The sequence below is a fragment of the Photobacterium rosenbergii genome, from assembly GCF_033022775.1.
Taxonomy (GTDB): Bacteria; Pseudomonadota; Gammaproteobacteria; order Enterobacterales; family Vibrionaceae; genus Photobacterium; species Photobacterium rosenbergii_A.
On record NZ_JAWJZI010000019.1, the window covers coordinates 19,896 to 43,278 of the forward strand.

41 protein-coding genes are annotated in these 23,383 nt (G+C 48.4%); 2 read left to right on the plus strand and 39 right to left on the minus strand.

Annotated elements, in window-relative coordinates; translation table 11 throughout:
• Positions 1-16: 16 nt before the first annotated feature.
• The 37 genes from rpsD to fkpA all read right to left on the minus strand — a co-directional run bounded on the left by rpsD (position 17) and on the right by fkpA (position 20,937).
• Positions 17-637 (minus strand): 30S ribosomal protein S4, encoded by a 621-nt coding sequence (gene rpsD / locus R2X38_RS23345; RefSeq protein WP_039465382.1) that lies wholly within the window; start codon positions 635-637, stop codon positions 17-19.
• A gap of 32 nt (positions 638-669) precedes the next feature.
• Entirely contained in the window at positions 670-1,059 is a 390-nt protein-coding gene (rpsK, locus tag R2X38_RS23350) for a 30S ribosomal protein S11 (protein WP_036817716.1), read from the minus strand.
• Between the two features lie 17 nt (positions 1,060-1,076).
• Positions 1,077-1,433, minus strand: coding sequence for a 30S ribosomal protein S13 (gene rpsM / locus R2X38_RS23355; RefSeq protein ID WP_036817714.1), 357 nt, complete (start codon positions 1,431-1,433; stop codon positions 1,077-1,079).
• Between the two features lie 145 nt (positions 1,434-1,578).
• The gene (rpmJ, locus tag R2X38_RS23360; protein ID WP_000868186.1) at positions 1,579-1,692 is read right to left on the minus strand and encodes a 50S ribosomal protein L36; all 114 of its coding nucleotides are present in this window, start codon (positions 1,690-1,692) and stop codon (positions 1,579-1,581) included.
• 23 nt (positions 1,693-1,715) lie between these two features.
• Complete coding sequence (secY, locus tag R2X38_RS23365; protein ID WP_317524764.1) at positions 1,716-3,041, minus strand: preprotein translocase subunit SecY; 1,326 nt, start codon at positions 3,039-3,041, stop codon at positions 1,716-1,718.
• Positions 3,042-3,063: 22 nt separating this feature from the next.
• On the minus strand, positions 3,064-3,498 hold the full coding sequence (gene rplO / locus R2X38_RS23370; RefSeq protein ID WP_107299065.1) for a 50S ribosomal protein L15: 435 nt from the start codon (positions 3,496-3,498) through the stop codon (positions 3,064-3,066).
• Positions 3,499-3,503: 5 nt separating this feature from the next.
• On the minus strand, positions 3,504-3,683 hold the full coding sequence (gene rpmD, locus R2X38_RS23375) for a 50S ribosomal protein L30 (protein WP_107299064.1): 180 nt from the start codon (positions 3,681-3,683) through the stop codon (positions 3,504-3,506).
• A gap of 5 nt (positions 3,684-3,688) precedes the next feature.
• Positions 3,689-4,186: a 30S ribosomal protein S5 gene (gene rpsE, locus R2X38_RS23380; protein WP_036817708.1), complete on the minus strand. Its 498-nt coding sequence runs from the start codon at positions 4,184-4,186 to the stop codon at positions 3,689-3,691.
• Between the two features lie 12 nt (positions 4,187-4,198).
• Complete coding sequence (gene rplR, locus R2X38_RS23385; protein WP_039465396.1) at positions 4,199-4,552, minus strand: 50S ribosomal protein L18; 354 nt, start codon at positions 4,550-4,552, stop codon at positions 4,199-4,201.
• Between the two features lie 9 nt (positions 4,553-4,561).
• Positions 4,562-5,095 (minus strand): 50S ribosomal protein L6, encoded by a 534-nt coding sequence (gene rplF / locus R2X38_RS23390; protein WP_317524765.1) that lies wholly within the window; start codon positions 5,093-5,095, stop codon positions 4,562-4,564.
• Positions 5,096-5,107: 12 nt separating this feature from the next.
• Complete coding sequence (gene rpsH / locus R2X38_RS23395) at positions 5,108-5,500, minus strand: 30S ribosomal protein S8 (protein WP_107299062.1); 393 nt, start codon at positions 5,498-5,500, stop codon at positions 5,108-5,110.
• Positions 5,501-5,538: 38 nt separating this feature from the next.
• On the minus strand, positions 5,539-5,844 hold the full coding sequence (gene rpsN, locus R2X38_RS23400) for a 30S ribosomal protein S14 (RefSeq protein WP_036816280.1): 306 nt from the start codon (positions 5,842-5,844) through the stop codon (positions 5,539-5,541).
• Between the two features lie 15 nt (positions 5,845-5,859).
• A complete protein-coding gene (gene rplE / locus R2X38_RS23405; protein WP_107299060.1) occupies positions 5,860-6,399 on the minus strand; it encodes a 50S ribosomal protein L5 in 540 nt (179 codons plus the stop codon).
• 16 nt (positions 6,400-6,415) lie between these two features.
• Positions 6,416-6,727 carry a 50S ribosomal protein L24 gene (gene rplX / locus R2X38_RS23410; protein ID WP_047876497.1) on the minus strand — a complete coding sequence of 104 codons (312 nt, stop codon included), beginning with the start codon at positions 6,725-6,727 and terminating at the stop codon, positions 6,416-6,418.
• Positions 6,728-6,739: 12 nt separating this feature from the next.
• Entirely contained in the window at positions 6,740-7,111 is a 372-nt protein-coding gene (gene rplN / locus R2X38_RS23415; RefSeq protein WP_004410450.1) for a 50S ribosomal protein L14, read from the minus strand.
• Positions 7,112-7,275: 164 nt separating this feature from the next.
• Positions 7,276-7,530, minus strand: a complete 255-nt coding sequence (gene rpsQ, locus R2X38_RS23420; protein ID WP_039465415.1) for a 30S ribosomal protein S17 — start codon at positions 7,528-7,530, stop codon at positions 7,276-7,278.
• The gene (gene rpmC, locus R2X38_RS23425; protein ID WP_007469134.1) at positions 7,530-7,721 is read right to left on the minus strand and encodes a 50S ribosomal protein L29; all 192 of its coding nucleotides are present in this window, start codon (positions 7,719-7,721) and stop codon (positions 7,530-7,532) included. The genes rpsQ and rpmC overlap by 1 nt, the downstream gene beginning before the upstream one ends.
• Complete coding sequence (gene rplP / locus R2X38_RS23430; RefSeq protein ID WP_107299059.1) at positions 7,721-8,131, minus strand: 50S ribosomal protein L16; 411 nt, start codon at positions 8,129-8,131, stop codon at positions 7,721-7,723. Before rplP ends, rpmC begins: the two co-directional genes overlap by 1 nt.
• 11 nt (positions 8,132-8,142) lie before the next feature.
• On the minus strand, positions 8,143-8,832 hold the full coding sequence (rpsC, locus tag R2X38_RS23435; protein WP_107299058.1) for a 30S ribosomal protein S3: 690 nt from the start codon (positions 8,830-8,832) through the stop codon (positions 8,143-8,145).
• Positions 8,833-8,851: 19 nt separating this feature from the next.
• A complete protein-coding gene (gene rplV / locus R2X38_RS23440) occupies positions 8,852-9,184 on the minus strand; it encodes a 50S ribosomal protein L22 (RefSeq protein WP_007469139.1) in 333 nt (110 codons plus the stop codon).
• A 10-nt stretch (positions 9,185-9,194) separates the two neighbouring features.
• Positions 9,195-9,473 carry a 30S ribosomal protein S19 gene (gene rpsS, locus R2X38_RS23445; protein WP_005302795.1) on the minus strand — a complete coding sequence of 93 codons (279 nt, stop codon included), beginning with the start codon at positions 9,471-9,473 and terminating at the stop codon, positions 9,195-9,197.
• Between the two features lie 18 nt (positions 9,474-9,491).
• A complete protein-coding gene (gene rplB / locus R2X38_RS23450; protein ID WP_317524766.1) occupies positions 9,492-10,316 on the minus strand; it encodes a 50S ribosomal protein L2 in 825 nt (274 codons plus the stop codon).
• 18 nt (positions 10,317-10,334) lie between these two features.
• A complete protein-coding gene (rplW, locus tag R2X38_RS23455) occupies positions 10,335-10,637 on the minus strand; it encodes a 50S ribosomal protein L23 (RefSeq protein ID WP_039465430.1) in 303 nt (100 codons plus the stop codon).
• On the minus strand, positions 10,634-11,236 hold the full coding sequence (rplD, locus tag R2X38_RS23460) for a 50S ribosomal protein L4 (protein ID WP_317524767.1): 603 nt from the start codon (positions 11,234-11,236) through the stop codon (positions 10,634-10,636). Before rplD ends, rplW begins: the two co-directional genes overlap by 4 nt.
• A 16-nt stretch (positions 11,237-11,252) precedes the next feature.
• Complete coding sequence (gene rplC, locus R2X38_RS23465) at positions 11,253-11,882, minus strand: 50S ribosomal protein L3 (RefSeq protein ID WP_107299055.1); 630 nt, start codon at positions 11,880-11,882, stop codon at positions 11,253-11,255.
• A 14-nt stretch (positions 11,883-11,896) separates the two neighbouring features.
• Entirely contained in the window at positions 11,897-12,208 is a 312-nt protein-coding gene (gene rpsJ / locus R2X38_RS23470; RefSeq protein WP_107299054.1) for a 30S ribosomal protein S10, read from the minus strand.
• Positions 12,209-12,490: 282 nt separating this feature from the next.
• On the minus strand, positions 12,491-12,970 hold the full coding sequence (gene bfr / locus R2X38_RS23475) for a bacterioferritin (protein WP_317524768.1): 480 nt from the start codon (positions 12,968-12,970) through the stop codon (positions 12,491-12,493).
• Positions 12,971-13,053: 83 nt separating this feature from the next.
• Positions 13,054-13,242, minus strand: a complete 189-nt coding sequence (locus R2X38_RS23480; protein ID WP_317524769.1) for a (2Fe-2S)-binding protein — start codon at positions 13,240-13,242, stop codon at positions 13,054-13,056.
• Positions 13,243-13,474: 232 nt separating this feature from the next.
• A complete protein-coding gene (gene tuf, locus R2X38_RS23485) occupies positions 13,475-14,659 on the minus strand; it encodes an elongation factor Tu (RefSeq protein WP_317524770.1) in 1,185 nt (394 codons plus the stop codon).
• Positions 14,660-14,768: 109 nt separating this feature from the next.
• Positions 14,769-16,865 (minus strand): elongation factor G, encoded by a 2,097-nt coding sequence (gene fusA / locus R2X38_RS23490; protein WP_317524771.1) that lies wholly within the window; start codon positions 16,863-16,865, stop codon positions 14,769-14,771.
• A gap of 90 nt (positions 16,866-16,955) precedes the next feature.
• On the minus strand, positions 16,956-17,426 hold the full coding sequence (gene rpsG / locus R2X38_RS23495) for a 30S ribosomal protein S7 (RefSeq protein ID WP_036818327.1): 471 nt from the start codon (positions 17,424-17,426) through the stop codon (positions 16,956-16,958).
• 96 nt (positions 17,427-17,522) lie between these two features.
• Positions 17,523-17,897, minus strand: coding sequence for a 30S ribosomal protein S12 (gene rpsL, locus R2X38_RS23500; protein ID WP_004399892.1), 375 nt, complete (start codon positions 17,895-17,897; stop codon positions 17,523-17,525).
• A 178-nt stretch (positions 17,898-18,075) separates the two neighbouring features.
• Positions 18,076-18,369, minus strand: a complete 294-nt coding sequence (tusB, locus tag R2X38_RS23505; protein ID WP_317524772.1) for a sulfurtransferase complex subunit TusB — start codon at positions 18,367-18,369, stop codon at positions 18,076-18,078.
• A 23-nt stretch (positions 18,370-18,392) separates the two neighbouring features.
• A complete protein-coding gene (gene tusC, locus R2X38_RS23510) occupies positions 18,393-18,749 on the minus strand; it encodes a sulfurtransferase complex subunit TusC (RefSeq protein WP_317524773.1) in 357 nt (118 codons plus the stop codon).
• A 10-nt stretch (positions 18,750-18,759) separates the two neighbouring features.
• A complete protein-coding gene (gene tusD / locus R2X38_RS23515; protein WP_317524774.1) occupies positions 18,760-19,152 on the minus strand; it encodes a sulfurtransferase complex subunit TusD in 393 nt (130 codons plus the stop codon).
• Positions 19,149-19,871 (minus strand): transcriptional regulator, encoded by a 723-nt coding sequence (locus R2X38_RS23520; RefSeq protein WP_317524775.1) that lies wholly within the window; start codon positions 19,869-19,871, stop codon positions 19,149-19,151. Before R2X38_RS23520 ends, tusD begins: the two co-directional genes overlap by 4 nt.
• 262 nt (positions 19,872-20,133) lie before the next feature.
• Positions 20,134-20,937, minus strand: coding sequence for an FKBP-type peptidyl-prolyl cis-trans isomerase (gene fkpA / locus R2X38_RS23525; RefSeq protein WP_317524776.1), 804 nt, complete (start codon positions 20,935-20,937; stop codon positions 20,134-20,136).
• A 177-nt stretch (positions 20,938-21,114) separates the two neighbouring features.
• Here fkpA and R2X38_RS23530 point away from each other — a divergent pair, with 177 nt between their 5' ends.
• Together R2X38_RS23530 and R2X38_RS23535 are read left to right on the plus strand one after the other, a co-directional pair.
• The gene (locus R2X38_RS23530; protein ID WP_317524777.1) at positions 21,115-22,092 is read left to right on the plus strand and encodes a hypothetical protein; all 978 of its coding nucleotides are present in this window, start codon (positions 21,115-21,117) and stop codon (positions 22,090-22,092) included.
• A 4-nt stretch (positions 22,093-22,096) separates the two neighbouring features.
• A complete protein-coding gene (locus R2X38_RS23535; protein ID WP_039468948.1) occupies positions 22,097-22,318 on the plus strand; it encodes a SlyX family protein in 222 nt (73 codons plus the stop codon).
• A gap of 145 nt (positions 22,319-22,463) precedes the next feature.
• Here the strand turns inward: R2X38_RS23535 and slyD are convergent, their stop codons facing one another.
• Positions 22,464-23,033: a peptidylprolyl isomerase gene (slyD, locus tag R2X38_RS23540; RefSeq protein WP_107299044.1), complete on the minus strand. Its 570-nt coding sequence runs from the start codon at positions 23,031-23,033 to the stop codon at positions 22,464-22,466.
• 102 nt (positions 23,034-23,135) lie between these two features.
• On the minus strand, positions 23,136-23,348 hold the full coding sequence (locus R2X38_RS23545; protein WP_317524778.1) for a YheV family putative zinc ribbon protein: 213 nt from the start codon (positions 23,346-23,348) through the stop codon (positions 23,136-23,138).
• Positions 23,349-23,383 lie beyond the last annotated feature (35 nt).

Below are 23,383 nucleotides of genomic sequence, written 5' to 3' on the forward strand. Positions count from 1 at the left end.
TCTCTTAACTATAGCCTTACTTAGAGTAAAGCTCGACGATCAGGTGTTCGTTGATGTCGGCAGACAAATCAGAACGTTCTGGAAGGCGCTTGAAAGTACCTTCTAGCTTGCTGCTGTCTACTTCGACCCAAGTCGGTAGTTCACGCTGAGTAGCAACTTCTAGAGCTGCTTTGATGCGTGCTTGGTTCTTAGCTTTCTCACGAATGCTAACAACGTCGTTTGCCGCTACCTTGAAAGAAGGAACGTTTACGACTTGACCGTTAACTAGGATCGCTTTGTGGCTTACCAGCTGACGTGCTTCAGCGCGAGTAGCACCAAAACCCATGCGGTAAACAACGTTATCTAGACGACCTTCAAGAAGCTGAAGCAGGTTTTCACCTGTGTTGCCTTTAAGGCGAGCAGCTTCTTTGTAGTAGTTACGGAATTGCTTCTCTAGTACGCCGTAAGTACGACGAACTTTTTGCTTCTCACGAAGCTGTACGCCGTAGTCAGATAGACGACCGCGACGAGCACCATGCACACCAGGTGCATTGTCAATTTTACACTTGGTATCAATCGCGCGTACACCAGACTTAAGGAACAAGTCTGTGCCTTCACGACGGCTAAGCTTCAGCTTAGGACCCAAATATCTTGCCATGTTCTTTCTCCAGTTTTCCTAGAAACGAAACGTTATACGCGACGTTTCTTAGGTGGACGACAACCGTTATGAGGGATCGGAGTCGCATCAACAATGTTAGTGATACGGAAACCCGCAGCGTTTAGAGCGCGGATAGTAGACTCACGACCAGGACCAGGGCCCTTAACCATAACTTCCAGGTTCTTAACGCCATACTCTTTGGCCATTTCGCCAGCGCGCTCAGCAGCAACCTGTGCAGCGAACGGAGTAGACTTACGAGAACCACGGAAACCTGAACCACCTGCAGTAGCCCAAGATAGAGCGTTACCCTGACGGTCAGTGATGGTTACGATTGTGTTGTTGAAAGAAGCATGAATGTGCGCAACGCCATCAGCAACTTGCTTACGTACGCGCTTACGAGCGCGAGTTGGTTGTTTAGCCATTGTACTCTACCTTCCGATTATTTTTTGATCGGCTTGCGCGGACCCTTACGGGTACGTGCGTTGGTTTTAGTACGCTGTCCACGTAGTGGTAGACTGCGACGATGACGAAGACCACGGTAACAACCAAGGTCCATTAGACGCTTGATGTTCATGGAAACTTCACGACGTAGATCACCTTCTACAGTGTACTTAGCTACACCATCACGCAGTAGATCGATCTGCTCTTCAGTTAGTTCACTGATCTTAACATCTTCAGCGATACCCGCTTCAGCTAGGATAGCTTTTGAGCGAGTCTTACCGATGCCGTAGATCGCAGTAAGAGCGATTACAGAATGTTTTTGATCAGGAATGTTAATGCCTGCAATACGGGCCACTATTCACTCCTAGTACTTTTCAAGAATAACCGCTGCAAAGCCCGTTTAGGATACGCAGCGGTGGAACAATTCTTTTGCACACACAAAAGATTGGTTGGCTAATTTAGCCAACCCACCTTCAATTTGCAAGAAATATTTCTGCTAATTAGCCTTGGCGCTGTTTGTGCTTTGGCTCACTGCAAATTACACGCACAACACCGTTGCGCTTGATAACTTTACAGTTACGGCAGATTTTCTTAACGGAAGCACGAACTTTCATTGCTAAACTCCGTAAATGGGATCTTAACGGCCAGAGCCCTTAAGATTAGCCTTTTTCAAAACAGACTCATATTGTTGAGACATCAAGTGTGTCTGAACTTGAGCCATGAAGTCCATAATGACCACAACTACGATAAGTAGTGAAGTACCGCCGAAGTAGAAGCGGACATTCCATGCAATCATCATAAACTCGGGGATCAGACAGATAAAGGTGATATACAACGCACCAGCCAATGTCAGGCGAGTCATCACTTTATCTATGTATTTCGCGGTCTGCTCACCCGGGCGAATACCAGGTACGAACGCACCAGACTTCTTCAAGTTGTCAGCTGTCTCGCGAGGGTTAAACACCAACGCGGTATAGAAGAAACAGAAGAAAATAATCGCAGCAGCATACAGCATCACATAAAGTGGCTGACCTGGGCTTAGCGCCAGTGAAATATCACTTAGCCAACCTAGGTTCTCATTCTGACCGAACCACTGAGCCAGTGTACCCGGAAACAGAATAATGCTTGATGCAAAAATCGCTGGAATTACCCCTGCCATGTTGATTTTCAACGGCAAGTGAGTGCTCTGCGCAGCAAAGACGCGACGGCCTTGTTGACGCTTGGCGTAGTTAACGACGATACGACGCTGACCACGTTCCATGAACACTACAAAGTAAATGACAGCGAAAGAGAGCACTGCAATTAATAGTAGAAGAAGTACGTGCAATTCACCTTGACGCGCTTGCTCCACTGTCTGTCCAATAGCTGGCGGCAAACCTGCAACGATACCAGTGAAGATAATCACAGATATACCGTTACCTATGCCACGCTCCGTAATCTGTTCACCCAACCACATCAAGAACATGGTACCGGTAACCAAACTGACGACCGCAACAAAGTAGAATCCTAGGCCTGGGTTAACCACTAGACCAGGGATCATACTTGGTAACCCCGTTGCAATACCAATCGCTTGGAAGGTTGCCAAAACAAGCGTGCCGTAACGGGTGTACTGGCTGATCTTACGACGGCCAGACTCCCCTTCCTTCTTCAACTCGGCCAAAGCCGGGTGAACAACCGTCAGCAGCTGGACGATGATCGATGCCGAAATGTACGGCATGATACCCAGTGCTAAGATGGAAGCACGCTCAAGTGCACCGCCAGAGAACATGTTAAACAGTTCAATGACGGTACCCTTTTGCTGTTCGAACAGATCGGCAAGTACAGCAGCGTCAATACCAGGAATAGGCACAAAAGAGCCTGCTCGGAAAATTAAGATAGCACCTAAAACGAATAATAGGCGTGTCTTAAGCTCTGCTAGGCCACCTTGGGCGCTACTAAAATCTTGTCCTGGTTGTTTAGCCATCTGTACCTCATCCTCGAGTTAATTATTCCTCGATTTTACCGCCTGCAGCTTCGATAGCAGCTTTAGCGCCTTTAGTAACGCGTAGACCTTTCACTGTTACAGTGCGAGCGATTTCACCAGAAAGTACAACTTTCACGAACTCGATGTTCTTAGTGATTACGTTCGCAGCCTTAAGAGTTTCAAGGCTTACTACGTCACCTTCAACTTTCGCTAGTTCACCTAGACGAACTTCAGCTGTTACAAGGCTCTTACGAGAAGTAAAACCGAATTTTGGTAGACGCTGTTTCAAAGGCATTTGACCGCCTTCGAAGCCTGGACGTACAGAACCACCTGAACGTGATTTCTGACCTTTGTGACCACGGCCACAAGTTTTACCCAGACCTGAACCGATACCACGGCCTACGCGCTTCGCAGAAGGCTTAGAACCAGCAGCCGGAGATAGAGTATTCAAACGCATTCTGATTACTCCTCAACTTTAACCATGTAGATAACTTTGTTGATCATGCCGCGTACGCAAGCAGTGTCTTCAAGTTCTACAGTGTGGTTGATGCGACGAAGGCCTAGGCCACGCAAAGTAGCTTTGTGCTTCGGCAGACGACCGATTGAGCTCTTAGTCTGCGTCACTTTAATAGTCTTAGCCATATCAATTACTCCAGAATTTCTTTAACAGAAAGACCACGCTTAGCAGCGATCATTTCTGGAGAGTTCATGCCACTCAAACCGTCAATAGTCGCGCGAACGATGTTGATTGGGTTTGTAGAGCCGTATGCTTTAGCTAGAACGTTACGAACACCCGCAACCTCTAGTACTGCACGCATTGCACCACCGGCGATGATACCTGTACCTTCTGAAGCAGGCTGCATGTACACTTTAGAACCAGTGTGGCGACCTTTAACAGCGTGGTGTAGAGTACCGTCGTTTAGTGCAACTGTAACCATGTTACGACGTGCTTTTTCCATCGCTTTCTGGATTGCAGCAGGTACTTCACGTGCCTTGCCGTAACCAAAACCGATGCGACCGTTACCGTCACCAACTACAGTTAGTGCAGTAAAGCTGAAAATACGACCACCTTTAACCGTCTTAGATACACGGTTAACAGCGATCAGCTTTTCATGCAAATCTGATTGTGTTTTTTCGTTAGCCATCTTCCGCCTACCTTAGAATTTCAGACCAGCTTCACGAGCAGCTTCTGCTAGTGCAGCTACACGGCCGTGGTATTGGAAACCAGAACGATCGAATGCAACTGTTGAGATGCCTTTTTCAATCGCGCGCTCAGCAATAGCTTTACCTACAGCTGCAGCAGCGTCTTTGTTACCAGTACTTTTAACCGACTCACGGATCGCTTTTTCTACTGTAGAAGCGGCTGCGATTACCTCAGAACCATTTGGTGCGATAACCTGAGCGTACACGTGACGTGGAGTACGGTGTACAACTAGGCGAGTTGCACCCAGTTCAGCAATCTTACGACGTGCACGGGTCGCACGACGGATACGAGATGCTTTCTTATCCATAGTGTTACCTTACTTCTTCTTAGCTTCTTTAGTACGCACGATTTCATCGGCGTAACGAACACCTTTACCTTTGTAAGGCTCAGGGCTACGGTAAGCGCGAATATCAGCAGCTACCTGACCAACAACCTGCTTATCAGTACCAGTTAGTACGATTTCAGTTTGTGAAGGACATTCAGCTTTGATACCTGCTGGAAGTTCGTGCTCAACTGGGTGAGAGAAGCCAAGAGTTAGAGCTACTGCGTTGCCTTTGATAGCAGCACGGTAACCTACACCCTTAAGAGTAAGCTTCTTGGTGTAACCTTCAGTAACACCAACAACCATGTTGTTAACTAGTGCACGTGCAGTACCTGCCTGTGCCCAAGCTTTCTCGAAACCTTCGCGAGGACCGAAAGTGATAGCGTTCTCTTCCTGGGATAGAACTACTGCTTCGTTGATAACGCGAGTAAGTTCGCCTTTACCACCTTTAACAGTGATTTCCTGACCGTTAAGTTTAACTTCTACGCCGGCAGGAATAACTACTGGTGCTTTTGCAACACGAGACATTTCCTACTCCTATTATGCTACGTAGCAGATAATCTCACCGCCAAGACCCGCTTTGCGTGCAGCGCGGTCGGTCATAAGACCCTTGGAAGTGGAAACAACAGCAATACCAAGGCCGCCCATCACTGATGGAAGTGCATCTTTTTTCTTGTAGATGCGTAGGCCAGGACGTGAAACACGCTGGATTTGCTCGATAACTGGGTTAGCTTCGAAGTACTTAAGAGTAACTTCTAGCTCAGGCTTAACTTCACCAGTTACAGTGTAGTCAGCCACAAAACCTTCTTCTTTAAGAAGAGCTGCGATAGCAACTTTCATTTTTGAAGATGGCATTTTAACAGCAACTTTTTTCGCTGCCTGACCGTTACGAAGACGGGTCAGCATATCCGAAATCGGATCTTGCATGCTCATAAGTCAATACTCCGTGATTCTAAATTGGTTAACTGGGATTACCAGCTAGCCTTGCGCAGACCCGGAATCTCGCCTTTCATGCAAGCTTCACGAACCTTGATACGGCTTAGACCAAACTTACGTAGGTAGCCGTGTGGACGTCCAGTCTGGTTACAGCGGTTACGCTGACGAGACTTCGCAGAATCACGTGGTAGTGACTGAAGCTTAAGCACTGCATTCCAGCGGTCTTCTTCAGACGCATTCACGTCGCTAATTAGAGCTTTAAGTGCAGCACGCTTCTCAGCGAACTTAACTTCTAGCTTGGCACGTTTAGCTTCGCGTGCCTTCATTGATTCTTTAGCCATTAGTAACCCTTACTTTTACTTACGGAATGGGAAGTTAAAAGCAGACAGTAGAGCATGAGCTTCTTCATCAGACTTAGCAGAAGTAGTGATAGTGATATCAAGACCACGTACACGATCTACTTTATCGTAATCGATTTCTGGGAAGATGATCTGCTCACGAACGCCCATGCTGTAGTTACCACGACCATCGAAAGATTTCGGGTTTAGACCACGGAAATCGCGAATACGAGGTACAGCAATTGAAATTAGACGCTCAAAGAAATCCCACATGCGTTCGCCACGTAGAGTTACTTTACAGCCAATAGGGTAGCCCTCACGGATCTTAAAGCCAGCAACAGACTTACGAGCTACAGTGATAAGCGGCTTCTGACCTGCGATAGCAGTCATGTCAGCAGCAGCATTCTCTAGAAGCTTCTTGTCGTTGATCGCATCGCCCACACCCATGTTAAGTGTGATCTTTTCGATCCTTGGGACTTGCATGATACTCTTGTATTCGAACTTTTCAGCAAGTTCTTTAACTAGAGTCTCTTTGTAGTAATCATGCAGTTTCGCCATTGTACTACTCCAAAAATTACTTGATAGTTTCGCCAGTCGATTTGAAGAAACGAACTTTTTTGCCGTCTTCGAATCGGAAGCCTACACGGTCCGCTTTACCTTCACCGTTAACGATTGCAACGTTAGAAGCGTCGATTGCAGCTTCTTTTTCAACGATGCCACCTTGGATGCCCATAGCCGGTACAGGCTTCTGGTGCTTCTTAACAAGGTTGATACCTTCAACGATTACTTTACCGGTTGCTAGAACCTTAGATACTTTACCTTTCTTACCTTTATCTTTACCAGTAAGAACGATAACTTCGTCGTTACGACGGATTTTAGCTGCCATTTGCGTTACTCCTTACAGTACTTCAGGCGCAAGTGAAACGATCTTCATGAACTTATCGCCACGAAGCTCACGAGTCACAGGGCCGAAAATACGAGTACCGATTGGTTGCTCAGTGTTGTCGTTCAACAATACGCAAGCATTACGGTCAAAGCGAATGACAGAGCCATCTGGACGACGTACGCCTTTACGAGTGCGCACAACCACCGCTTTCAGAACGTCACCTTTCTTAACTTTACCGCGAGGAATCGCTTCCTTAACAGTTACCTTGATGACATCACCGATATGTGCATAGCGACGGTGTGAACCACCCAGAACCTTAATACACATTACGCTACGAGCGCCGGAGTTATCGGCTGCATCAAGCATACTTTGCATTTGGATCATGTTAGTGCTCCGCTAATTTTAAACATCTTGACCCATTTCGAGCCGATTTGCCTTTTCTTCAAAGGCGGCGAATATTAACACGCTTTTCGGTCGATGGGTAGACAAAAAATGAACGGCCCCAAAATTTTTTCGGGGCCGCTCTCTTATATCGTAGTTAAGTTCGCTTAGATGCGAGCTTTTTCTACTACGCGTACCAGAGTCCAAGACTTAGTCTTAGACAGTGGACGACACTCACGAATCTCAACTGTGTCGCCTAGGCCACACTCGTTGTTTTCGTCATGTGCGTGAAGCTTAGTCGTGCGAGTGATGTACTTACCGTAGATTGGGTGTTTCACCTTACGCTCGATAGCAACAACGATAGACTTGTCCATCTTGTCGCTGATTACGCGACCAAGCTGAGTACGAATTTTATCGCTCATTATGCGCCAGCCTTCTCTGTCAGAACGGTTTTAACACGTGCGATATCGCGACGTACTGCTTTAAGAGTGTGAGTCTGCTGCAGCTGACCAGTTGCAGCCTGCATGCGCAGGTTGAACTGCTCGCGCAGTAGGTTCACAAGCTCAGCATTCAGTTCTTCAACGCTTTTAGCGCGCAGATCTTGTGCGTTCATCACATCACCGCCTTAGTTACGAATGTTGTCTTGATTGGTAGCTTACGAGAAGCAAGTTCGAATGCTTCACGAGCTAGCGCTTCAGGAACACCATCCATCTCGTACAGAACTTTACCAGGTTGGATTTGAGCTACCCAGTACTCAACGTTACCTTTACCCTTACCTTGACGAACTTCAAGAGGCTTAGAGGTAATTGGTTTGTCTGGGAAGATACGAATCCAGATTTGACCCTGACGTTTGATGTGACGAGTCATCGCACGACGAGCTGCTTCGATCTGGCGAGCAGTAATACGGCCACGGCCAACTGCTTTAAGACCAAATGTACCGAAGCTTACGTCAGTGCCGTTCGCTAGACCGCGGTTACGACCTTTAAAGGTCTTGCGGAATTTAGTGCGTTTAGGTTGCAGCATCTATAAACTCCTTATTTACGGCCTTTGCGCTGCTTCTTAGGCTTGTCAGCCTTTGGCTCTTCTACTGGCATGCCGCCTAGAACTTCACCTTTGAAGATCCAAACTTTAACGCCAATTACACCGTACTGGGTGTGAGCCGAAGAAGTTGCGTAATCAATGTCAGCACGTAGAGTGTGTAGAGGCACACGACCTTCACGGTACCACTCTGAACGTGCGATTTCAGCGCCGCCTAGACGACCGCTTACTTCTACCTTGATACCTTTAGCGCCAAGGCGCATAGCGTTCTGAACTGCACGCTTCATAGCGCGACGGAACATAACGCGACGCTCTAGCTGAGACGAGATGCTGTCTGCAACTAGTTTGCCGTCTAGCTCAGGCTTACGTACTTCAGCGATGTTGATCTGAGCTGGAACACCAGCGATCTTCGAAACGCGAGCGCGTAGTTTTTCTACGTCTTCACCTTTCTTACCGATAACAACGCCTGGACGAGCAGTGTGAATAGTCACACGGATGCTCTTAGCAGGACGCTCGATAACGATGCGTGAAAGAGACGCTTTTGCTAGTTCCTTAGTAAGGAACTGACGTACCTTGAAGTCGCCGTCTAGGTTGTCAGCGAACTCTTGGCTGTTAGCAAACCAAGTGGTATTCCATGGCTTAACGATGCCAAGACGAATACCATTAGGATGTACTTTTTGACCCATTGCTTTCTCTCCTAGTCTCTTAGCGGTCTGCTACAACAACAGTGATGTGGCTAGAACGCTTCAAGATGCGATCGGCACGGCCTTTAGCACGAGGCATAATACGCTTCATGGTAGGACCTTCGTCAACGAAGATTTTAGCTACTGATAGATCATCAATATCTGCGCCTTCGTTGTGTTCTGCGTTAGCGATAGCTGACTCTAGAACTTTCTTGATTAGATCAGCAGCTTTTTTGTTGCTGAACTGAAGAATTTCTAGAGCTTGAGCAACTGGCTTACCGCGCAGTTGATCTGCAACCAAACGAGCTTTTTGCGGCGAAATGCGAGCAAAGCGATGTTTAGCGATAGCTTCCATTACCTACTCCTTAGCGCTTTTTAGCTTTCTTATCCGCAGCGTGACCGCGGTAAGTACGTGTTGGTGCAAATTCGCCTAGCTTGTGACCGATCATTTCTTCAGAAACGAAAACAGGAACGTGCTGACGACCATTATGGACAGCGATGGTCAAACCGATCATCTGAGGGATGATCATTGAGCGACGGGACCAAGTCTTTACAGGCTTCTTGTCACCGCTTTCCAACGCTTTCTCTACCTTCTTCAGCAAGTGTAGGTCAATAAATGGACCTTTCTTGAGAGAACGTGGCATGGCGTATCCTCTTTAAAATTACTTGTTACGACGACGTACGATGTACTTGTCGGTACGCTTGTTCTTACGAGTCTTGTAACCCTTAGTTGGTACACCCCAAGGTGTAACTGGGTGACGACCACCAGAAGTACGGCCTTCACCACCACCGTGTGGGTGGTCAACTGGGTTCATTACAACACCACGTACAGTTGGACGAACACCGCGCCAGCGTGAAGCACCAGCTTTACCTAGCTCACGTAGCATGTGTTCTGCATTACCAACTTCACCTAGAGTCGCACGACCTTCAGCAAGAACTTTACGCATTTCACCAGAACGAAGACGTAGAGTCACGTAAGTGCCTGCACGTGCAATGATCTGAGCGTATGCACCAGCTGAACGAGCCAGCTGAGCACCTTTACCAGGCTTAAGCTCAACACAGTGTACTGTTGAACCTACTGGGATGTTGCGCATTGGTAGTGTGTTACCAACTTTGATAGCAGCATCTGCGCCAGACTGGATAGTGTCACCAGCCTGAATACCTTTAGGTGCGATGATGTAGCGGCGCTCACCGTCTGCGTACAGAACTAGAGCAATGTTTGCGCTACGGTTTGGATCGTATTCTAGACGCTCAACTTTCGCTGGGATACCGTCTTTAGTACGTTTGAAATCGATGATACGGTAAGCATTCTTGTTACCACCACCGATGTGACGTACTGTAATACGACCGTTGTTGTTACGACCACCAGACTTAGATTTTTTCTCTAGTAGTGGTGCGTACGGCTTACCCTTATGCAGGTCAGAGTTAACCACTTTAACTACGTGGCGACGACCTGGGGAAGTCGGCTTACATTTTACAATAGCCATTCTTCTTTGCTCCTAGCCTTACTCTGCACTGCCAGCGAAGTCGATGTCTTGACCTTCTTTCAGGATAACGTAGGCTTTCTTAACGTCTGAACGACGGCCTTGACGCATACCTTGACGCTTGGTCTTACCCTTAGTGATAAGAGTATTTACAGACTTAACTTCAACCTCGAACAGTTTCTCAACTGCTGCTTTGATCTCTTTCTTAGTCGCATCTTTAGCTACTTTGAATACGATAGTGTTACCGTTTTCAGCAGCCATAGTTGCTTTTTCAGAGATGTGCGGAGCACGTAGAACTTTTAGAATACGCTCTTCAGTGATCATGCTAGCATCTCCTCAACTGCTTTAACTGCTGCTGCAGTCATCACAACTTTATCGAAAGCGATCAAGCTAACTGGGTCGATTGCCTTCGCGTCACGTACGTCTACTTTGTATAGGTTACGTGCAGCTAGGAATAGATTCTCATCTAGTTCGCCAGTTACGATCAGCGCATCAGTAAGATCAAGCTCTTTAAGCTTAGCTACTAGCGCTTTAGTTTTAGGTGCTTCTACAGAGAAGTCATCAACAACGATTAGACGCTCTTGACGAACAAGCTCAGAAAGAATGCTCTTCATAGCACCACGGTACATCTTCTTGTTAACTTTCTGGCTGTGGTCCTGTGGACGAGCAGCGAAAGTTACACCACCGGTACGCCATAGTGGGCTACGGATTGTACCTGCACGAGCGCGGCCTGTACCTTTCTGGCGCCATGGTTTAGCACCACCACCAGAAACGTCAGAACGAGTCTTCTGAGCACGTGTACCCTGACGAGCACCTGCTGCGAAAGCAACAACTACCTGGTGTACAAGCGCTTCATTGAAGTCACGCCCAAAAGTAGTTTCGGAGACAGTTAGCGCATCAGCGCCTTTGACTACCAATTCCATTACTAACTCCTCGACGTTACGCTTTAACAGCTGGTTTAACGATCACGTTGCCACCTGTAGCACCTGGTACTGCACCTTTGATAAGAAGCAGATTGCGCTCAGCGTCAACACGTACGATCTCTAGGTTCTGAGTCGTTACACGCTCAGCACCCATGTGACCAGCCATTTTCTTGCCTTTGAATACGCGACCTGGAGTCTGACACTGACCGATAGAACCAGGAGCACGGTGAGACAAGGAGTTACCGTGAGTCATATCTTGAGTACGGAAGTTCCAGCGCTTAACAGCACCCTGGAAACCTTTACCCTTAGATGTACCAGTAACGTCTACTTTTTTAATTTCGTTGAACAGCTCAACAGTCAGCTCAGCGCCAACAGCGAACTCTTCGTTGTTCTCTAGACGGAATTCCCAAAGACCGCGACCCGCTTCAACACCTGCTTTCGCAAAGTGGCCAGCTTCTGGCTTAGAAACACGGTTAGCTTTCTTTGCACCAGTAGTTACCTGGATTGCGTTGTAGCCGTCAGTTTCAACAGATTTAACCTGAGAAACGCGGTTTGCTTCAACTTCAACCACAGTTACTGGGATAGAAACGCCATCTTCGGTAAATACGCGGGTCATGCCCACTTTACGACCGATTAGACCAATCATTCTCTTATCTCCCCTTAACCTAGGCTGATCTGAACATCAACGCCAGCAGCTAGGTCTAGACGCATAAGAGCGTCAACAGTTTTGTCTGTTGGCTCAACGATGTCGATAAGGCGCTTGTGAGTACGGATTTCGTACTGGTCACGTGCGTCCTTATTAACGTGAGGAGATACAAGAACAGTGAAACGCTCTTTGCGAGTAGGAAGAGGGATTGGACCCTTAACCTGCGCGCCAGTACGCTTAGCTGTTTCAACGATTTCCGCAGTAGACTGATCGATCAAACGGTGATCGAACGCCTTAAGGCGGATACGAATACGTTGGTTCTGCATGAGACAGAGCTCCAATTATAAAAATTACACAAACAATATCGCCACTCAACCTCGTAAAGACGAGAGAATGCCGATTGATTTATGTGAACGTAGTATCCCTATCGGATACATTGTCAGTCAATTTAATGACTGCGAACATAAGTCAGAGTATACATTTACAAACTGCTTGGCAGTTTCTTCCTCAACGCTTATTGGTTCACAACTGCAGTTACGAGGCTATATCCTCAGGCAGTGGAGGGCATTATACAGATCACAGTTTCGAACGCAAGCCTTGTCGGAAAATTAATCATCCTCGTCGACAATCTGGGCCTGGTTGTAATTGGCGATACCCATTTTTTCGATTAGCCCAAGCTGGGTTTCGAGCCAATCTACATGCTCTTCTTCATCAGACAGGATATCTTGGAACAGATCACGCGAGACATAATCATGGACATCTTCGGCGTAGGCAATTGCCTCGCGCAAATCCGGAATCGCAGCCATCTCCAATGCGAGATCGCACTCCAGCATTTCCTGGGTATCTTCACCAATGTTGAGCTTGCCGAGATCTTGTAGGTTGGGCAACCCTTCTAAGAACAAAATCCGTTCAATCAAATGATCCGCATGATTCATCTCGTCAATCGACTCGTGGTATTCCTTGTCAGCAAGGTGTTTCAGGCCCCAGTCTTTGTACATTCGGGCGTGGAGGAAATACTGGTTGATGGCAACCAACTCGTTGCCGAGGACTTTATTGAGGTGTTGGATGATTTTCGGATCAGCTTTCATTACAAAACACTCCTCTGTCAGTTCCCATAAGCATAGAACCGATTAGAAGAGTGTCAAAAGACACGATGTCAGAAAGCCGTTGTTTAGCTGGCTTTCTTATACCTAGTGATAGTTGCCTGCTCGATGACCTCTTTGGCCTGGCGAATACATTTGCCGCACTGCGATCCCAACGGGGTAAACTGGCGAATACCGCGGACATCGCTGATCCCATGCTGATCAGCCAGTTTCATGATTTTCTTGTCGGAGATTCCGTGACAAAGGCAAACGAACATCTTATTACCACCTCTAAATGCAATGGGAAGAATATAAACAAGAATTGTTTTCATTACTAGTTGCAAGTGCGTTGAGGCTTAGACCATTTGGAGATATATATTAGCTGCTTATTTCACTATCAAATATAAATGCAGAAATGACTAGTAATGAAGGCATCGATTACCCAATCCACAGATAGCAAAAAGGGAAGCCGAAGCTTCCCTTTTCTTAGTGTCGTTAGACTATTGCAAATTAAGCAACGATCTTAGCAACAACACCAGCACCTACTGTACGACCGCCTTCACGGATCGCAAAGCGTAGACCTTCGTCCATCGCGATAGGAGCGATTAGAGTAACAACCATCTTGATGTTGTCACCAGGCATAACCATTTCTACGCCTTCTGGTAGCTCGATAGTACCAGTTACGTCAGTTGTACGGAAGTAGAACTGTGGACGGTAGCCTTTGAAGAATGGCGTGTGACGGCCACCTTCGTCTTTAGACAGAACGTATACTTCTGACTCGAAAGTAGTGTGCGGAGTGATAGAACCTGGCTTAGCAAGAACCTGACCACGCTCAACTTCGTCACGCTTAGTACCACGTAGAAGAACACCAACGTTCTCACCAGCACGGCCTTCGTCAAGAAGCTTACGGAACATCTCAACACCAGTACAAGTAGTTGTAGTAGTGTCTTTGATACCGATGATTTCTACTTCGTCACCTACAGTGATGATACCCTGCTCAACACGACCAGTTACAACAGTACCACGGCCCTGGATTGAGAATACATCTTCGATAGGTAGGATGAACGGACGGTCGATCGCACGCTCTGGCTCTGGGATGTAGTTGTCTAGTGCTTCAGCTAGCTCAACAATCTTGTCTTCCCACTCTTTCTCGCCGTTTAGAGCGCCAAGAGCAGAACCCATGATTACTGGGCAGTCGTCACCTGGGAAGTCGTACTCAGAAAGAAGTTCACGAACTTCCATCTCAACTAGCTCTAGAAGCTCTTCGTCATCAACCATGTCACACTTGTTCATGAACACGATGATGTATGGGATACCAACCTGACGGCCTAGTAGGATGTGCTCACGAGTCTGAGGCATTGGGCCGTCAGTTGCAGCAACAACTAGGATACCACCGTCCATCTGCGCAGCACCAGTGATCATGTTTTTAACGTAATCGGCGTGTCCTGGGCAGTCTACGTGTGCGTAGTGACGAGTTGGAGTATCGTACTCTACGTGAGAAGTAGAGATTGTGATACCACGCTCGCGCTCTTCTGGAGCGTTATCGATAGATGCGAAGTCTTTAGCTTCACCACCGTATACTTTTGACAAAGTAGTACAGATAGCAGCAGTTAGAGTAGTTTTACCGTGGTCAACGTGGCCGATAGTACCAACGTTAACGTGCGGTTTCGTACGTTCAAATTTTTCTTTAGACACGATCGTGTTCCTTCCTAGTTATGATACGCCCCACCGAAATTAATATGGGACGCGTCAGAAGTTGCTATTTTATGCGCCAACAGCCATTGGCGCAATATAGATCTTGCGATTAACCACGCTCGGCGATGATAGCATCGGCGATATTCTTAGGAACATCAGCATATTCGCTGAATTCCATTGAGTATGACGCACGACCCTGAGTCGCTGAACGCAAGTCGGTTGCGTAACCGAACATTTCCGAAAGCGGTACTTTGGCACGGACAATCTTCAGGCCAGCAGGGCCTTCGTCCATCCCTTCGATCATGCCGCGGCGACGGTTAAGGTCACCAACAACATCACCCATCCAGTCTTCCGGAGTGGTTACTTCAACCTTCATCAATGGCTCAAGAATGACAGGTTCTGCTTGTAGCGCCCCCTTCTTGAAAGCCATAGAACCGGCAATCTTAAATGCCATTTCGTTGGAGTCAACGTCGTGGTAAGAACCGTCGAACAGGGTTGCTTTGACATCCAGTACAGGATAGCCAGCCAGCACACCGTTGTTCATCTGCTCTTCGATACCTTTTGCAACAGCACCAATGTACTCTTTCGGTACCACACCACCAACGACTTCGTCCACGAACACGAAACCTTCATCAGGCTCCGATGGTTCGATTTTCAGCCATACGTGACCATATTGACCGCGACCACCAGACTGGCGGACAAATTTACCTTCCACTTCCGTTTTGCCACGGATAGTTTCACGGTAAGCCACCTGAGGTTTACCAACGTTACATTCAACGCTGAATTCACGCTTCATACGGTCAACGATGATATCTAGGTGAAGTTCACCCATGCCTGAAATCAGAGTCTGACCAGATTCATCGTCGGTTTCGACGCGGAAAGATGGGTCTTCTGCAGCCAGTTTACCTAGTGCAATACCCATTTTCTCTTGGTCAGCCTGAGAGCGAGGCTCTACTGCAATTTGAATTACTGGCTCTGGGAATTCCATGCGCTCCAGAATCACTTTGTGGTTCTGATCACACAGGGTATCACCAGTGGTGACATTCTTCAGGCCAATCGCTGCAGCGATATCACCCGCGCGGATTTCCTTAACTTCTTCACGCTTGTTCGAGTGCATCTGTACGATACGACCGAAACGCTCGCGTTTTTCTTTTACTGAGTTGTAGACAGTATCGCCTGAATTTACAACTCCAGAGTAAACGCGCATGAAGGTCAAGGTGCCAACGAATGGGTCGGTCGCGATTTTGAACGCTAGTGCTGAGAATGGTTCATCATCACTAGAGTGGCGCTCAACTTCGTTACCTTCTTCGTCTTCACCGCGGATCGCTTTCACTTCCGTTGGCGAAGGCAGGAATTCAACGACTGCATCAAGTACAGCCTGAACGCCTTTGTTCTTAAATGCCGAACCACAGGTTGCCAGCACGATCTCGTTCGCAAGCGTACGCTGGCGAAGACCGGACTTAATTTCGGCTTCAGACAGCTCACCTTCTTCAAGGTACTTGTCCATCAGCTCTTCAGACGCTTCCGCGGCTGATTCAACCAGGTTCTGACGCCATTCCTCAGCAAGCTCAACCATGTCAGCTGGAATGTCCTCATAGGTAAATGACATACCCTGATCATCTTCATTCCAGTTGATGGCCTTCATTTTGATAAGGTCAACAACGCCTTTGAATTCGTCTTCAGCACCGATATTCAACTGAATAGGCACTGGGTTCGCACCAAGACGGTTTTTGATCTGGTCAACAACACGCAGGAAGTCGGCACCAGCTCGGTCCATCTTGTTTACGAAAACCATACGCGGTACTTCGTACTTGTCAGCCTGGCGCCAAACGGTCTCAGACTGAGGCTCAACACCTGATGAACCACAGAAAACAACAACCGCACCATCAAGCACACGCAGTGAACGCTCTACCTCGATGGTAAAGTCAACGTGTCCAGGGGTATCGATGATGTTTACGCGGTGCTCAGGGAACTGAGCTTCCATACCACGCCAGAAGGTTGTAGTGGCAGCAGATGTGATGGTGATACCACGCTCCTGCTCCTGCTCCATCCAGTCCATGGTAGCTGCGCCGTCGTGAACCTCACCAATTTTGTGAGATAAGCCTGTATAGAACAGGATACGCTCGGTAGTTGTTGTTTTACCGGCGTCAACGTGAGCACAAATACCGATGTTACGGTAGCGCTCGATAGGCGTTTTACGAGCCACGGCAGTATCCTCTTACTAAGGGAGTCCTTAGAGTATGGTTTAGGCGCGACAAGCCAAGCTTGCCGCGCCCTATTTGTATTACCGGGGTGATTACCAGCGGTAATGTGCGAACGCTTTGTTCGCGTCTGCCATACGGTGAACGTCTTCACGTTTCTTAACAGCAGAACCTTTGTTGTCAGCCGCATCAAGCATTTCGCCTGCTAGACGCTGAGCCATAGATTTTTCACCACGCTTACGCGCAGCTTCAACCAACCAACGCATAGCTAGTGCGTTACGACGTACTGGACGTACTTCTACAGGCACCTGGTAAGTTGAACCACCCACACGGCGAGACTTAACTTCTACCGCTGGACGTACATTTTCAAGAGCTTTTTCAAAGATAGCTAGGTGTTCTTCACCAGAACGCTCAGCCATTGTTTCTAGTGCAGAGTAAACAATTTTCTCAGCAGTAGATTTCTTACCGTCAACCATTAGGATGTTAACGAATTTTGCCAGCAATTCAGATTTGAACTTTGGATCTGGAAGGATCTTACGCTGACCGATTACGCGACGACGTGGCATGGATATTCTCCGTTGTCTTCTTCAGGTTATCCAAAACTTTTCAGTTTCTTCAAAAATTAAATAATTTTAGTGTTTGGCCTTACTTAACGGAATCCATTAAGACTTAGGACGCTTCACACCGTACTTAGAACGACCTTGTTTACGGTCGTTAACGCCTGCACAGTCAAGTGCACCACGAACGGTGTGGTAACGCACACCTGGAAGGTCTTTAACACGACCACCACGGATTAGAACAACTGAGTGCTCCTGAAGGTTGTGACCTTCACCGCCGATGTACGAAGTTACTTCGAAACCGTTTGTCAGACGTACACGACAAACTTTACGAAGTGCTGAGTTAGGTTTTTTAGGAGTAGTAGTGTATACACGAGTACATACACCACGCTTCTGTGGGCACGCTTCTAGTGCAGGCACGTTGCTTTTTACAACTTGCTTAGCACGTGGCTTACGTACCAACTGGTTAATAGTTGCCATTAAATAGCTCCTGAAATATTACTTTCGTAAATGTGAAAAATCTGCCTCCCAACAACAGGAGGACGCGAAATTTTAGGCATCGCACCCAAGGGTGTCAAGATATAACCAGCGATCAATCAAATGATTATTTCTTAATCAACCTGATATCCACGGGTTTTCCAAGGTTTGAGAATGCCTGTTAGGCCCACTTCATTTGCGTTTCGCAGTCGACCGTCAGACCAACAAAACCTTTGTAATCAATAACATTGATATCTAGCTTGAGCTTGTCCTGCAGCCCGCGAGCAGCCAAATCCTCTGCCAGTAAATAAATTTTTACGCCGGCATCTCGGAACGAAAAAATTGGGCTATTTTCAACCGTAGCAGCGATAATTGCGTCTTGGATCAACAAAATCGAGTCATGTTGGCTGATCACGGCTGCGGCTTCGTCAAAAGCTCGGGACTGAAATGGAGAGCGGGTAAAGATATGGAGCATACGGTGCCTCACCGAATTAGGGTTTAGAATGCCAGCACACGCTGACAGGCATGCAGGTGGTCGGAAAACTCTGCCGGCTCGCATGCAATGACATCAATCAGCAAATCATCCGTGGTGAGCCCACGTGCCTGCAGAGACTGATGGCAGACATAAACCTGTTCGATATCGTAGAGTTCCAGCATCTTGAACGTAGCGATATAGTCGCGCGACAAAATTTCTTTTGGCTGCTGGCCATCCAGCAATTGGTAGACACCGTCACCATGGAAGAACAGCGAAATATCTTCGCTATAAGCGGATGTCGCCAGCACAGCGTCCAGGCCTTCGCGACCCGAGGCAACGCCATGTGGCGCTTGGCGGAATACAAAACCTAAAGTTGTCATGATTATCCCGTTAGAACTGAATGACGCGATCAGCGGTCAGCATGGCTTCGGCCAAACCACCTAAACCTGCCTGCTCGAAACCTGCGGCCAGATTACTGCCCGCTAGCTGATTCTGCTCGGCTTCCTGGGGGCTGATGATCCCGCGGCGTAGTGCCGCTGCCACACAAGTTTGCAGCTCAGTGTCATGGTCTTGGGCCAGCTTTTGCCAAGCTGCAACCAAATCGAACTCATCCGACGCTGGTGCTGTCAGGGCTGAGCCATTGTGAACCCCGTCCTGATAGAAGAACACCCGTGACAGACGGTGACCTTCAGCCAGCAGCGCGACGGCAAACTGGTAGGCCGAGCGTGCCGACTGGGTCCCGTAGGCCGGGCCTTCTACCACCAGCACATAGTTCAGGCTCATTTTTCGCCATCCTCGGTTTTACGCTGGCGGATGTAGAGGTAGACCGTGTGCTTGGAAATGTTAAGCCGATCGGCCACCCGGTTGATCGCATCTTTGATATCAAAAATGCCTTTGTCGAACAGCTCCATCACGATCTGGCGGTTCTTGGCATTGTTCGACACATTCTTGTCGGCATTAATTTCTTCGATAGTGCGCTCAACAGTCTGATCCACCAGCTCGTCGACATCGCTGGCAAAATTCACGCTTGATGCCGCCTGCTTAGCTTCATCAGTCGGCATGAACGACTGCAGGATCTGCGAGAACGGAGCGTCGAGGTTAACGTTGATACACAGCAAACCGATGATGTCATTGTCACCGTTGCGGATAGCAATAGTGATCGATTTCATCAGATCTCCCCCCTTGGCGCGGGTAAAGTAGGCTCGGGAGAAGTTTCGCTCCGAGCCTTCGATATCACGCAGCATGCGCAGGGCAAGATCGGTGATCGGCGAGCCCACTTTTCGACCGGTATTTTCACCGTTAGCAATCTTGATTGCAGAGGTATTGAGATCGGCCAGCGAGTGCAGCACGATTTCACAAAATGGGCCAATCAAGGCGGCCAAGCCGTCAACCACAGCCTCGTACGAACGTAGGATAATGTAATCGTGCTCGCTAAAAGCACGCGGCTCAATCAAGTCACTCTCGACCATCACTTCTGAGCCAAAATTTTCAGTAGATACCACGCGTCTATCTTCCTTGCTGTTTGCCCATTCTATTTAACGTCTGCGCCACAGAAGTGGGGAAAAATTAATAGAATGGGCTATGCCTCACCGGGGAAATAATTTCACGGCGATTGATAAATTTTCAAATCTTGCTTGCAAGTTTATCAGATTTCAGACATAAGCCTGAACATTTTCACATCATATACAACTGGGATGATAAAAAAACCCAGCCGAAGCTGGGTTTTTAAACTTATCCTTGCCTGTAAACTGGCTACATGCAAGATTACTGGGCAGCTTCTTCTGCTGGCTGATCCGCTTTAACGATATCCAGAAGTTCTACTTCGAATACCAACGTTGAGTTAGCAGGAATGCTTGGGTTGGCCTGAGAGCCGTATGCTAGCTCTGGCGGAATAACGAAAGTGAACTTAGAGCCAACCGGCATTAGCTGAACACCTTCAGTCCAACCGGAAATCACCTGGTTTAGCGGGAAAGTGGCTGGTTGGTTGCGTGCGTAAGAGCTGTCAAACTCAGTGCCATCGGTCAGCATACCTTTGTAGTGTACTTTAACCGTATCAGTCGCTGCCGGCTTGTCGCCTTCACCTTGAGTCTCAACCTGGTAAAGCAGACCAGAGTCAGTCTTCACTACGCCATCTTTCTTCTCGAACTCAGCACGGTACTCTTCACCGGCCTTAATGTTCTTCTCGGCTTCTTCCTGTGCTTTCTGTTGAGCCATTTCAGACACGCGCTGATCCAGCGACTGAAGTGCCTGCTGGGTTTCTTCCGGCGTTAGGCGGCTCTGGTCAGCAAACACATCGGTAACACCCGCGAGCACTTGCTCTTTGCTTAGTTCTAGGCCCAGCTCTTTTTGCTGATCCAGGTTTGCAGCCAGGTATTGCGCCAGTGAAGCACCAATCGCGTAGGCAGCTTTGTCATCTTCAGTCGCGAATGTCGCCGGTGCGGCTTCAGCTGCCACCTGCTCTACTTTTGCAGGCTCTGCCGGTTTTGTTTCCGCTGCTTTTTCATCTTGGCAGCCTACAGCTAGCAGGATCGTTGCAGCCAAAACAGACATCTTCAGAACAGGTTTCATGTATTTCTCCATTTTAAACTGAGGCAATGCCTCAAAATTCAGTCGCCAGTCTTTTCATCAAGCGGTATGAAAAGCACTGTAGATCAATATACTAATATGCACCTTATGAATTCACTGCCCAGCAGTGCATTCATAAGGAAATGACACTATGTGTTAACCAAGTGGAACCAGACCTTAATGCAAACAAAAAGATACGTGCCAATCTTCATTTTGGCACTTTTCATTCTCACTGGCTGTTTTTTTTCCGGAACTGAGCTCAATCGATGGCCTCTCGCTCCGGAAGGCACCACCAGTTTCAGCCTTAGCCGAGATGGACGGTTTGCCCTTTACCACTCAACCCAACAAGGTATCGTGCTGTGGGATTTACAGCAAAACAAAAAGTTAGCTGGGTTTGGTTCTCAAGATCCATATCACAATACGGTGCTCAGCAGCCAGATTTCCGATAACAGCCGCTATGCCATTACCGCGACCGCACAAAACTTTGCCGTCTGGGACCTAGCCTGGGGCCAATCCGAGGGGTTATGGTCGATATCCGACGGCCTGATCCGCGATGCCGCTATCGCCAACAACGGCCAGCATGTGCTGCTGGCGCTGTCCAACGGCAAAGCTCTGTACGTCGACTTGGGCAGCGGAAGACGGCTAGAGTTCCTTGCCCACCGTGAAAAAGTCAATTCTGTCGCCATTTCGGCCAATGGTCGCTATGCCCTGTCCGGGGGAAATGACCATTCCGCCTATCTGTGGGATACCCAAAGCGGCCAGATCCTGCAGCACTTTGAGCACCAGAGCCGGATCAGCCGAGTGGCCTTGCAGCGTGATGGTAAACTGGCGATGACAGCAGATGGCAGTAACGACATTTATATCTGGGATCTACAAAGTGGCGAGCAAGTCTCTTCACTGGCCGTCCGGCTGCGCCAGCAGATCCTGTCCAGCGCCCGCTTCTCCGATGACGGCAAACTACTGGCTACCGGAACCCCTGCCCGCCGGGTCGAACTGTGGGATACCCAAAGCGGTGATAATCTGGGTCGCTGGCAAGCGGCAGCGAAACAAGATACTCGACCACCCTCTGCGGTGGTGTATGATGTGGCCATTACGCCCGACGGTCATGTGATCTCGGGAACGTCAGCAGGTATCGCCCAGCAATGGACGACGGAATAACGCAATGAAAGAAATCGAACAGCTACAGGCCCGTATCGACGAGCTTGAAATGAAGCAGGCTTTCCAGGAGCAAACCATCGAGGATCTCAACCAGGCCCTGACCGAGCAGCAGTTCCTGATTGACAAGATGCAGACTCAATTGAAGTTTATGGTCGGTAAGGTCAAGGGGATGGAGCCATCCAACCTGGCCAGCGAGTCGGAAGAGACACCGCCACCGCATTACTGATCAGGCCATTGGCACGGGGCTATTGGCCAGAGATGAACAGCGATTGCTCTTCCCTATTGCCCATAGCCGCATTACCACTCGCCTCAGATACAAAAAACGGGAAGCCAATGCTTCCCGTTTTTGATCACTCAATCATTAAGAATGATTAGTGTGAGCAGCCGCAGCCGCCTTTTTCTTCGCCGCCGCAGCAGCCTTCTTCTTTCTCACCGTGGTCGTGGTCGCCGCAGCTACCACCGCCACAGCAGCCGCCACCCTGGTGGATGTGGCCGTGAGCAATTTCTTCTTCAGTCGCCGCGCGAACAGCAACAACTTCTACGCCGAAAGTCAGCGTCTGACCTGCTAGCATGTGGTTGCCGTCAACAACAACGTGGTCACCGTCAACTTCAGTCACTTCTACTGGGATTGGGCCCTGATCAGTGTCTGCTAGGAAACGCATGCCAACAGTGATTTCGTCTACGCCCTGGAAAACGTCAGCCGGTACACGCTGAACCATCGCATCGATGTGCTCGCCGTACGCTTCTTCTGGAGCAACTGTCACTTCAAACTTGTCGCCAGCTTCGCGGCCTTCAAGCGCCTTCTCCAAACCTACGATCAGGTTGTTGTGGCCGTGTAGGTAATCAAGAGGTGCTTCAGTTGTCGACTGGTCAACAACAACGCCTTCTTCGGTCTTAACTTGGTAAGCCAGGCTTACTACGATGTCTTTAGCGACTTTCATGTTTACTCCAATTTTGAACTGGGTATCAAAGGATTTCGCCCGCATGATACCGGATAATGGCAGCAAGATGCCAATATTCTGTTTAAAGGCTGTTCAGCCTATTCAGTCCTCGGGCTTAAAAATCCCGATAACCTGTTGTTTGGTTTGCGAAGAGAGTTGCTCGCTCTGCTCGACGGACTGAGGGGCCCTGGTATCGGTATGACCGCAAGATACACATTCAACCCGCTCGACCTCATTTTCCTGCCACCAGCGCAATGTATCCTGCTGACTACAGCTTGGACAGACTGCACCGGCGATAAACCGTTTCTTGGCCATGCTTTCGCTCCTTGCCACTGTGTTCGTTGTTGTCA